Here is an 11,522-nt window from a genome sequence, read left to right as displayed (position 1 = left end):
TCTACTACTTAACCAATGAGTATATTAGAACTAATCACACTCCTGATTTTTATGGCCGCCGCTTTTACGTTAATAAACATTACCGTATTAAAGCTCCCATCTACTATTGGATTAATGTTCATAGCCCTGGTTATGTCCGTATCCATTTTGATCTTAGGCTACTTTTTTCCTTCGGTAACGGAAGGAGCAGAACATATCATAGCCGAGTTTGACTTTGAAGAAGTGCTTATGAATGTGATGCTGAACTTTCTGTTATTTGCAGGGGCACTATCTACGAATTTAAATAAGCTAATAGAGGAACGGGTTCCGGTTGTCATCCTGGCTACCATAGGTACTTTAATGTCCACCTTCCTTGTAGGGTTTTTAGTTTATTACATTTTCCCTCTGGTAGGATATGAAATTGACTTGATCTATTGCTTGTTATTCGGGGCGTTGATATCCCCAACGGATCCAATTGCGGTTTTGGCTCTAACCAAACAATATGGACTTTCGAAAAAATTGGAAATCAAGATTGCTGGGGAATCCTTATTCAATGATGGAGTAGGGGTAGTAATCTTCTTAACTATTCTGGGAATTGCAAAAGCACAAGCTGGTATTCATGAAGCTGGCGGTCACGGAGCAGGAGAGATTACAGCTGCAAGTGTAGCGATGCTGTTTAGTGTAGAAGTATTTGGAGGACTTTTGTTAGGCGCTGTTTTTGGATTTGTTGGTTTTAAGCTACTTAACTTTATAGATAATGATCATGTAGAGTTGGAGGTGCTTGTTACACTCACCTTGGTGATGGTGGGCGGAAGGCTGTCTAATATGCTGCATGTATCGGCTCCATTAGCTATGGTGGTAATGGGACTATTCATTGGAAATCAAGGGAGGGATGAGAAACTAGCCAATGCCACCGGAGAGTACGTCTTTAAATTCTGGCATTTACTTGATGAAGCCCTGAATGCGATTCTCTTCATTCTTATTGGTCTTGAAATGCTGGTAATTGCTGAATCATTTACCATGAGCAATCTAGCCATTGGAGGTATCGGTATTGTGATAGTACTATTCGCAAGATTCCTGGGAGTAAGTATCCCAATAACTGCCATGCGGCCATTTAGAACCTTTGAACCTAAAACCATTCAAATTTTAACATGGGGAGGATTACGTGGAGGTATTTCAGTTGCATTGGCTCTATCACTAACAGATATTGCTTTTCCTGATGCTGTAAAAGACACCATTCTCTTCACAACCTATTGCGTTGTGGTGTTCTCAATATTGGTTCAGGGGATGACCATTGGGTCATTATTGAAAAAATAATCTTTGGGCTGTTCTCGTTTAAGTAAAATTTATGAAATTCGCTTTTTGAGAAACAATGCATTTTTACATAAATAACCAACTATGAAACTAAGTATCGCTGAGGGATTTTATCTGATCGCTTTAGATGACGAAGAAGGACGAATATTAGCTGCAGCTGAAAAGACTGTGGTACCAGGGGTTATCTCTGCCTGTATTCTTGAACTGTACCTTTTGAAAAAAATAAAGCTGGATGGTGGTAATATTTCTGTAGTTGATACCATCGGTACAGGAAACGGCATTTTGGACAATGTTCTGAAAAAGCTTCTGACAGGGCCGTCTATATTGGATCAGATCAAAACACTTTCAGGAAAGTTTAAGGATATCCAGGAAGACTTGAACTCGCTTCTTGCTCAACGTGGAATTCTAAAAAAGGAAGAAACCAAATTGCTTTGGATTCCACTTTCAGACCGGATGGACAATGCGAACTACGCATTTGAGCAGGAAATAAGAAATAACCTGAAAGCTATTGTATTTAAGAGTGCCAAGCCTTCACCAGCCTTCACTGTCTTATATTCTTTAATAGACTACTGCAACATTTTATCCGAAGTTTTTAAAGACAAAGATGAGCTAATTGATGCTGAGAAAGTAGGCAAGGAAATTATTGAGAGATCAGATATAGACGAGCAGCTTGCTCATGCACTTCGCCAGCTAAAAGAATTTTTCAGTTAATTAGTAAAATATTTTCTTAGAAAAAACAAAAAGAGGAATACGGGTTATTCCTCTTTTTTATTATTGGTGTTTACCAAATCCTCCCTTTCCAGCTCTTCTAATTCCCTGGTTTCAAGTTTCAAAAACTCCAGAAATATAGAATCAAATTCTGTCTGACCAGCCTGTTGAGAAATTCCATACATCCTAGCATATAGTTTGTTTTGAAAAAACTGCAACGCTTTCAGGTAGGAAATGATTGTATCCTGCTTCTCCATTAGCTTGTTGGCACGAAAAGCCATAAAACCAAAGCCTTCATGGGGGTTATTGTTATCACGCTCAGTCATGATATATTCTACTCCATCTACCTTTATTTTGGTAAAGTGAGTGTCATCAAAATTATCATTGACTGCCCTGGGCCTAAACTCTTCCCCCTCGTTGATGTCCCGGTTTTCACATGCAGCGAAAACCAAAATTGAACCTATCAGTAATAGTTTTTTCATTTCCTTCTGTCCTTTACCATTCCCTCTTCTACATTGAATACACGCTTCAATAACTTAAATGCTTTACCGTTTAGAATAATAATCAAATAATCACCGGTATGCACTTTTAAATCACCAAGTGGATTTTTGATTAACTTCTTATGACCAAACTTATCCCTTTTGGTAATACCAATCAGAACTGAATTGTAGCGTTTCTTCAAGTCAAAAAATACATCCTGGTATGCCTTGCCATTGTAAGGATTATTTGGTGTAATAAGCAACTGCTTAATGTCATAATCACTGTCAGATTTTGCATAAGAAAGTATTGATTCGCTGTAGGTAGCAACATCCGGCTCAAACATGTATGAAGCCAATAATTTTGAGGAAATTTCCTGTGTGGAAATGGTGTTGCTTACCCCTGCTGCCAGAAATGTATTCTTTAGATCACCATTTTCCAGCGTCACCACAAATTCGGTTTCAGGGAATACCTTTTTCAGGTTGAGTACATACACCAGCTTATCCGTATCATCCATCATATTGACAAACACGATCGCGGCTTCTTCAATATTCGATCGTTTAATTAATTCATGATTATTGTAATCACAAAAGAGCACAAATACATTTTTGGAGTTATATTTTTCCCTGATGAGATCAACATCATCTTTCTTGTTCGTCACAACAGCAACTTGTCGTCCCACACCTACCAGTTGGTCTACCACATGCCATCCAAATTCATTCCATCCAATAATTACAGCGTGACCACTAAAGCTTGTTCCGGAATAACCCAGCTTCTTGTTTTCTTTTATTGTTGTCATAAGCGTAGTAAGTTGTCCAATTAAAATACCGAAAATACCAATACTAGTAAGAATGAAAATCATCGAAATATACCGACCCCAAATGGTGGCTGGGAAAATATCGCCATAGCCCACGGTTGTCAGGGTCACCAATGAATACCAAATAGCATTCGAATAATTATTTAACGCAGATTGATCACTGTCTTTTTCTACATATACCAATGCAGCCACCAATAGCAGATAAACAGCTATGACCAGGACAATGAGAAGAAATAGGCGTAGGCTAGCGTTCTTTTTAAAGCTTGTAGACATAGGCTAGGTAAAAGTCAAATATAACATATAAATGAGGTTTTTTGACTCAGTAGTTTTTGGGATGAATTTATATTTCACTTTCTAATATAGTGAGATAATCCACTTATTGACTAATAATTAGTGAATCTTCATGCGCCTACAAACACTTTCTTATTATATCCAGGCTATTGATTAAAACCTCTTAGTTTTATCTTCGTCAGTTTTCGTTTCGTATCCAATGGAAAATCCCCCTTCATCATCCAATCATAGAAACTGGGCTCTTTCTGCAAAATCTCCATGACAGGTTTTCCCCGGTGTTTCCCAAAGTTGAAAACTTCCATCCCATCCTTATAAATCATCCTGCCTGCAAAATCAACCCTTGTAGAGGTGGTTAGGTCGTGGAGCATGCCCATGTCATTCTCAATAGTGGCTAACTTTTTTCCCAGCGAGTCAAAGGCTTCCTGACCTTCGTATTTCTCAATTTGAGCAACCAATACCTCATAAGTGGCTTTGGTATCTGCTAAAGCGCTATGGGCATTCTCAAGTTCTTTGCCACAATAGAACTTTAAAGCCGCAGAGAGATTCCGTTTTTCCATCAGATGAAAAATTTTCTGTGCATCAACGATCTTTCGTTGTTCCGTATCGAAATCAACATTAGCTCTTAAGAACTCTTCTACTAACATTGGCACATCAAAACCAAGTACATTAAACCCAGATAAATCGCACCCTTCCAAGTATTGCGCCAGTGATTTGGCTACTTGAGCAAACGTAGGCTCGTCTTTTACATCTTCGTCATAAATGCCGTGTATCAGGCTGGTCTCATGTGGAATAGGTATGGTTGGGTTGATCTTCCTACACTTTTCTTCCACTGTGCCATCTGGCATCACTTTCACCATCGCCATCTCCACGATGCGATCCTGAGAAATATTTGTTCCGGTGGTTTCTAAATCAAATACTACCAGCGGGTTTTTTAGATTGAGTTTGAACAAAATGTTGCTTTTAAAGGTGAGCGATCAAAGATAGTAGAAAGAAGTTAGGAGCTGTGAGTTAGAAGTTAGAAGTTAATAGGTTGGTGTGGAAAACTTGTGGGAATATTGAAGATAAACATATGAGACTTTTTCCGACTCAATGAACGTTAACAACTTAAGTTTGTAGAGCCAATCTAACACAGAAACGAAACCTAATGGAAGGAGCTAAACAATCACTAACTACATCTACCAAAAGCCGTCGTATTGGCCTCTCCACATTATCAGAACATTTAGGCAAGCTACCACCACAGGCAGTTGAGATTGAAGAAGCGGTGCTTGGAGCACTTATGCTTGAGCGTGATGCACTATCGAATGTGATTGACATTCTTCATTCCAAGAGTTTTTATAAAGACGCTCATCAAGAGATCTATGCAGCCATAGTCGATCTCTTCAACGACAGCCAACCAATCGATATAAAGACGGTAACTCATCAGCTTCGCAAAGTGGCCAAGTTGGAAGTGGTTGGAGGTGCGCACTTCGTTGCAGAGCTTACCACCAAGGTAAACTCAGCAGCCAACATTGAGTACCATGCTAGGATCATTGCTGAGCAGTCGATTAAGCGTGAGTTGATAAGGATATCATCAGAGATCCAAAAAGACGCATATGAGGACACCATTGATGTATTCAAATTACTGGATCGTGCAGAGCAGTCATTGTTTGATGTGTCTGAATCCCATATCAGAAAAAACTACGACAAGATGAGTTCATTGATGCATCAGGCCATTGATGAAATTCAGATTCGAAAAGACAGGAAAGATGGTCTTACAGGTGTGCCGAGTGGGTTCTCTGCGCTGGACAGGGTCACCTCCGGATGGCAACCTTCAGATTTGGTGATCATAGCTGCACGTCCGGGTATGGGTAAAACGGCATTTGTAGTTTCTGCGCTAAGAAATGCAGCCATTGATTTTAATACGCCAGTTGCCATCTTCTCTCTTGAGATGTCATCAGTCCAGCTTGTTAATCGATTGATCTCAGCAGAGGCCGAACTTCCTAGTGAAAAAATCAAGAAAGGAGATTTGGCTGACTATGAGTGGGAGCAGATGATTCACAAGACGCGTAAACTTTCCGAAGCTCCGATCTTCATTGATGATACTCCTGCTTTGAGCATTCTGGAGCTTCGAGCTAAATGTCGAAGACTTGCCGCACAACATGGTGTAAAACTGATTATCATTGACTACTTGCAGTTGATGAGTGGTGACAGCAGCAAGGGCATGGGAAACAGGGAGCAGGAAATTGCTTCGATTTCTAGAGCCCTGAAAGGAATTGCCAAAGAACTCAACGTACCGGTACTTGCACTATCTCAATTGAGCAGAGCAGTGGAAACCAGAGGTGGAGATAAGCGACCACAGCTTTCTGATTTGAGGGAGTCTGGATCAATCGAGCAGGATGCGGATATGGTAATGTTCTTGTATCGTCCGGAATATTATGGACTGGATACAGACGAATCCGGTATGCCACTTAAAGGACTTGGAGAGGTGATCATTGCCAAGCACAGAAACGGATCACTGGATACGGTCAACCTGAAGTTTATCGGCAAGTTCACCAAGTTTACCGACTGGGACGGAGATCAGGGCGGTGGCTTTGGGTCATTCCCATCATCCCCGTCCAATTCTGATTTCACCATTACTTTGCCAAGCAAGGCAAACGGCGGTGATGAGCAGGAAGAGGATGATGCGCCATTCTAAATTTCTAATTAAAAGTGTTCATGAAAGCGATTACGATTACGCAAGAATCGGAACCGATTCAATTGGTAGATATTGATAAGCCTGAGATTTCAGGAGATGAATGTTTAGTTAAAATTTCGGCAGCAGCACTTAATAGACGTGACCAATGGATTAGGGAAGGGATGTATCCGGGCATTCAGTTTGGGACAGTGCTGGGATCAGATGGATGTGGAGTTGTGGAAGAAGGCCCTGCTGAATGGAAAGGAAAAAGTGTTATTGTCAACCCAAATGTAAATTGGGGTGATAACCCGGAAGTGCAGTCTTCAAAGTACTCCGTTTTAGGGATGCCAACCAATGGGACACTTGCAGAGTATATAAAAGTGCCGCCCCACCGATTGCAGAAAAAGCCTAGCCATTTGACAGATGAAGAAGCCGCTGCATTACCGCTTGCCGGATTGACTGCCTTTAGAGCTACAATCAAAAAAGGAGGCGCAAATGCTGGAAAAAGAGTACTTGTTACGGGTGCAGGCGGTGGAGTGAGCCAATTTGCTATTGCTTTTGCCTTTGCTTCAGGTGCTGAAGTTTATGTGACGAGTGGAAGTGTAGAGAAGATTGAGAAGGTGAAGAAAATGGGAGTGAAGGCTGGCTTTAACTACAAAGATGAGAAGTGGTTTAAGGAAGCCGGACAGGTGGGTGGATTTGATGCCATCATTGATAGTGCCGGAGGTAATCAGCTAAATAACTATTTAAAAATCATAAAACCAGCAGGACGCATTGTGATGTATGGAAGCACGACCGGACACCCGGAGAAGGTGGATGTGTTCCGGCTCTTCTGGTCACAAGCTCATATCATGGGATCCACCATGGGTAGTGATGATGAATTTGTTGAGATGCTGGAGTGGATAAATAAGTACCGGATCAAACCGACAGTGGATAAAATCTTTGAGCTGGATGATTATTTAAATGCCTTTGATCGATTCAAAGCTTCGGATCATTTTGGAAAGATTGTGATTAGTTTTTAAAAAGAAACTAATTTTCTTCAGTCTTACAAGCAACCTATGAGAAGGTATTACCAGTTCTTTTCCTTTCTGTTCATATTCGTTCATTTTGGATTCACGCAACTTAGTTCTACAAAACCTAAGGAGCCTAAATATCATCAAATGCTCGAACTTTTGGAATCTTCTAGAAGTGCCATAAAGTCCAATGCGGATTCTATGAAATTCTATGCTGAGAGAGCTTACGATCTGTCGAGAGAGTTAGCGGTTCCTGATAGCTTATCCGCAATAATAATCAGCAATTATGCCCTTTCATTGATAGAATCAGCTGACTATGAATCCGCACTAACGTTACTTACAAATAATATTAAGTTCATTGAGTCCACTCAGCACCTCCAATCACTTTCAAGTTTCTACACCTCCTATGGTACCTATTACCTAAAAAATAATCGGCCGGAAAAAGCGATAGCGTGGTATTTTAAATCCTATGAAATAGACCAAAGAACGGGAAATACTCTTGGTAAGGCAAAATCTCTGGTAAATATTGCCTTCATTCAAAAAAGAATTGGAAATCACAGGGATGCATTAGCCAATTTTATGAATGGTTTGAAGCTCTGTGAGGAGGCGAATGATCAACAGATGGTTCTTCGAATTTTGGTAAACATTACGGGCTATTATAATGATAGAAATGCCCCAGTGTTTAATATTGATAGTGCCATTTTGTATGGAAGGAAATCTGTTGCTCTATCGAGGGAGTTGAATTTTCCTTTCGGAGAAGCCATGTCTTCAACCAATCTTAGTGCCGCTTTGATGACCAAAAACTTGGAGGTATTGAAAAGCGAGTTAGAAGTGAAGGAAGGATTGGAAGCTGCTACTTTTGCTCGAACGTTTTTTGAGAATACAAACTTCACTCAGCAGTTTCATAATTCATTATTGAACGAAGGTTTGGCTTATGAAATTCTACGTGACTTTGAAAAAGCAACCGCTATTTCTAATCAATTGATTAACAGTCCATTCGTTGCTTCGTTTGCAAATGAAATGAGATTTCGGATTAGTAAGAAAGCGGGGAATTATAAGGAAGCGTTAACAGCGCATGAAAGATTTAAATTCATTGTAGATAGCCTAGCCGAATTAAATCAACAAAATCAATTGGCCGAGTTGGAAACAAAATATGAAACGGCTCTGAAGGATAGTGAAATTGAATCACTGTCTCAGGAGAAAGCAATCTCAGTATTGAAAATAAGGCAAAAGAATACGCAAATGCTCATCCTGGTGTTAGGAAGTGTGTTTGGTCTAACGCTCTTATATTTATTTTTTCAGCAAAGATCCATCAGGGCAAAACACCAACATTCAGAATTAGAACATCGGTTTCTTCGGTTTCAGTTAAATCCCCATTTTATTTTCAATGCATTGGCCTCTATTCAAAATTATATGCTTAAAAACAACTCGAAAGATGCGGGAATTTACCTGGCCAAGTTTTCAAAGCTGATGAGGCAGATTCTTGAAAACTCACGTCAAGAGTTTATTCCAATTGCAGAGGAAGTGATAATGTTAGAAAATTATCTAGATGTGCATCAATTGAATACCATCAAGCCATTCACTTATGAAATTAACATCGATGAAAACATTGATCAGGAAAGTGTTTGTATACCACCCATGTTCATACAGCCATTTGTGGAAAACGCTATTGAACACGGGATTTCCAAAACCACAAGAAAAGGAGAAATAGGAGTTTCCATCAGAAAAGAAGATGATTCAATCCACATAACTATAAGGGATAATGGAATAGGAATTAATGCAACAACAAAAACTCCTGAACACAAATCATTAGCCTCAAAGATTATTCAGGAAAGAATAGCAGTTTTTAATAAGAGCCTGAAAAATAAAATACAAATCCAACTGGAAGAAGTAGTGGAAAACAATGAAGTGATGGGAACTTTGGTGAGACTAAAACTTCCATATCACTTTATCTAATCTATTCAATGAAAGCAATTCTGATAGACGACAATTCATCCAACAGAAATAACCTAAAAACATTACTTACGATTTATGCCCCTGATGTTGAGGTGATAGCTGAGGCTTCAGGTGTTACTGATGGTAAGAGCCTGTTGTTAGAATCTAAACCAGATTTGGTTTTTCTGGATATTGAAATGAATGATGGAACAGGATTTGATTTGCTGGCGATGCTTGGTAAACCGAATTTTAAGATCATTTTCGTGACAGCTCACGATCAGTTTGCCATCAAGGCTTTTAAGTTCAGTGCTATTGATTATATATTGAAACCGGTTGATCCCGATGACCTTGTTCGGGCGGTTGAAAAAGCCAAAGACGGGACGGGAGAAGAATATCAGCTGAAAATTGGTTCATTGCTGCAAAATCAAAAGGAGTCTCTACCGAAAAGAATAGTACTAACAGATTCTAAGAATACTTACCTGATTTCAATAGATGAAATCATTCGTTGTGAGGCAGACGTCAATTACACCCGGTTTTTTCTGACCGATAAGCGTACAATTTTTGTATCAAAAACGCTGAAGCTCTACCATGAAATTCTTCAAGAACAAGGCTTTTTCAGGTGCCATCAGTCACACCTTATTAATTTGAGATTCTTCGACCGGTACGATAAATCAGAAGGAGGGGTTATCCATATGAAAAACGATGAACGTGTGCCCATCTCTACCAGGAAAAAAGATGAGCTTATGTCTCAGCTTTCTAAATTTTCTTGAATTACAAATAATCAATAAGCATCAGCGAATAATTATTAATGTCCGCATGAAATACGAGTGTTTTCTAGGTTCGAGGGTATAATAATATCACTCTCATGAATACATTTATAAAAAAAGCACTCGTCGTTTTCACCCTTTTGGCTTTGGCCTTTTCATGCGAAAACATGGATGAAAGCGTTGATGAACTCAACGTAGCATCAGAATCGGATTTTGAATCAGAGGTTACCGGAACGGCAGCACTCTCTGATGGAGATTATCCAAAAATTCGCTTCAAAACTGCACGTGGTGGCTATAGAATGGTCATCAAGGATGCTAATGCCGATACTACCCATTATGTGCAGGGAAGCATAAGCTGTTGTCAGGAATCCATTTCTTTCAATTTTGAGAAAATTAAAATTGAATACAGAACTGTCGTCCCAATCAATACCGGAAATACGTTTGAAGGCAATGTGCTAAATATTACCCTTGATCACTTTGATGGAAGGGGAAACAAGACTAAATCAGTAAAATTTGAAGTCTTTGTATTCGAAGATGGAAGTACTGCTTTGCAAAAACCAACCATTTTAGGTTCAATTATTCAGTTAGGGGAAAGATCAAGTTCGGAATTGGAAGTTTTGCTTGAAGGTGATCCGGCCAATTTAGTGGAGAATGTGTCCATACAGCTGGCTGGTGGGTATTCTTATAAAGGGTTGATAAAACGCAGGACCAAAGGTGGTTTTGTAGTAGATATTGGTGGAATTGAGGCTTTGATGCCCGGAGAAACTGTACCAGTCACTATAAATGTACTGGACTCACAACTAAGGCAAATTGGAGAAACCTATAGTGGAGAAGCCTTTATTCAAAAAGCTGATTTCACGGGCAGGATCAGGAGGATTAGGATCAGAGAAAACAATAATGATTCTAATTTTCGAACAATTGTAGTCGTAGATGGTGACAGTACCAATGAAGTAGCTGTAGTGGAGTTAATGTATGAACCAAAAGAAGGAAATCCATCCACAGTTCCTGCTGTAGCTTATGCTACCTTCCGCAAGGAGAATCAAATTGGAAATGATAAATTCTCATACTCGCCACTTACTTTCGAAGGAAATGCACTTCCTTTTGGTGCGCTTTATACTGTTACAGCCAGAATGCTGGATGGCAATGGAACACAACTTGCTCCCGCCCAGCAGATAGAAGTGGAAATAGAAAGTCGGGAAACCCTTGAGAGCAGCCAGATTGTAAGCATCGATCAGGGCAAAACGTGGGAAATGATCGTGAAACTGAAGAAGCCATCCGGCTGGGTGGAAGGAGTAGAGGTCGAATTTGTCAAGCCTATGGAGGAGGCTCCAACACCACTCACCAATCCGGTAAAACTAGTTCCAACAAGTGAAGAAGAAGGTGGTATTGTTGTTTACTCAGGAAGGGTAGCGTTCGAAGGTAATCCACTAGGATTTACTTATGGTGCCATTGTCTACCAATTCGGTACAGGAACCAGATCAACAGCAGGCAGAGCATCGAACAAAGCAGAACTTTTGTAGCTCTAACCCATAGAATAGATAAGACTTCTATTTATCCTGCAAATAATA

The 11,522-nt window shown here is 39.8% G+C and carries 10 protein-coding genes; 7 read left to right on the top strand and 3 right to left on the bottom strand.

Annotated elements, in window-relative coordinates; genetic code table 11:
- Nucleotides 1-15: 15 nt before the first annotated feature.
- Together RIC88_RS00665 and RIC88_RS00660 are read left to right on the top strand one after the other, a co-directional pair.
- Nucleotides 16-1,296 (top strand): cation:proton antiporter, encoded by a 1,281-nt coding sequence (locus tag RIC88_RS00665; protein WP_350215495.1) that lies wholly within the window; start codon nucleotides 16-18, stop codon nucleotides 1,294-1,296.
- Nucleotides 1,297-1,377: 81 nt separating this feature from the next.
- Nucleotides 1,378-2,004, top strand: a complete 627-nt coding sequence (locus tag RIC88_RS00660) for a GOLPH3/VPS74 family protein (protein ID WP_350215494.1) — start codon at nucleotides 1,378-1,380, stop codon at nucleotides 2,002-2,004.
- Between the two features lie 44 nt (nucleotides 2,005-2,048).
- Here RIC88_RS00660 and RIC88_RS00655 read toward each other — a convergent pair whose 3' ends face one another.
- The 3 genes from RIC88_RS00655 to RIC88_RS00645 all read right to left on the bottom strand — a co-directional run bounded on the left by RIC88_RS00655 (nucleotide 2,049) and on the right by RIC88_RS00645 (nucleotide 4,536).
- Nucleotides 2,049-2,483: a hypothetical protein gene (locus tag RIC88_RS00655; RefSeq protein ID WP_350215493.1), complete on the bottom strand. Its 435-nt coding sequence runs from the start codon at nucleotides 2,481-2,483 to the stop codon at nucleotides 2,049-2,051.
- Complete coding sequence (locus tag RIC88_RS00650; RefSeq protein ID WP_350215492.1) at nucleotides 2,480-3,568, bottom strand: potassium channel family protein; 1,089 nt, start codon at nucleotides 3,566-3,568, stop codon at nucleotides 2,480-2,482. The genes RIC88_RS00655 and RIC88_RS00650 overlap by 4 nt, the downstream gene beginning before the upstream one ends.
- 164 nt (nucleotides 3,569-3,732) lie before the next feature.
- On the bottom strand, nucleotides 3,733-4,536 hold the full coding sequence (locus RIC88_RS00645) for an exonuclease domain-containing protein (RefSeq protein ID WP_350215491.1): 804 nt from the start codon (nucleotides 4,534-4,536) through the stop codon (nucleotides 3,733-3,735).
- 194 nt (nucleotides 4,537-4,730) lie between these two features.
- Here RIC88_RS00645 and dnaB point away from each other — a divergent pair, with 194 nt between their 5' ends.
- The 5 genes from dnaB to RIC88_RS00620 all read left to right on the top strand — a co-directional run bounded on the left by dnaB (nucleotide 4,731) and on the right by RIC88_RS00620 (nucleotide 11,474).
- Entirely contained in the window at nucleotides 4,731-6,260 is a 1,530-nt protein-coding gene (gene dnaB, locus RIC88_RS00640; protein ID WP_350215490.1) for a replicative DNA helicase, read from the top strand.
- Nucleotides 6,261-6,280: 20 nt separating this feature from the next.
- A complete protein-coding gene (locus RIC88_RS00635) occupies nucleotides 6,281-7,261 on the top strand; it encodes a quinone oxidoreductase family protein (RefSeq protein WP_350215489.1) in 981 nt (326 codons plus the stop codon).
- 138 nt (nucleotides 7,262-7,399) lie between these two features.
- Nucleotides 7,400-9,208 (top strand): histidine kinase, encoded by a 1,809-nt coding sequence (locus RIC88_RS00630; RefSeq protein WP_350215488.1) that lies wholly within the window; start codon nucleotides 7,400-7,402, stop codon nucleotides 9,206-9,208.
- A gap of 8 nt (nucleotides 9,209-9,216) precedes the next feature.
- Nucleotides 9,217-9,957, top strand: coding sequence for a LytR/AlgR family response regulator transcription factor (locus RIC88_RS00625; protein ID WP_350215487.1), 741 nt, complete (start codon nucleotides 9,217-9,219; stop codon nucleotides 9,955-9,957).
- Between the two features lie 95 nt (nucleotides 9,958-10,052).
- A complete protein-coding gene (locus RIC88_RS00620) occupies nucleotides 10,053-11,474 on the top strand; it encodes a hypothetical protein (protein WP_350215486.1) in 1,422 nt (473 codons plus the stop codon).
- Nucleotides 11,475-11,522: the final 48 nt, after the last annotated feature.

Origin of the sequence: Ekhidna sp., assembly GCF_040220215.1 — a bacterium.
Lineage (GTDB): Bacteria > Bacteroidota > Bacteroidia > Cytophagales > Cyclobacteriaceae > Ekhidna.
This window is presented reverse-complemented; position numbering and strand designations above follow the sequence as displayed.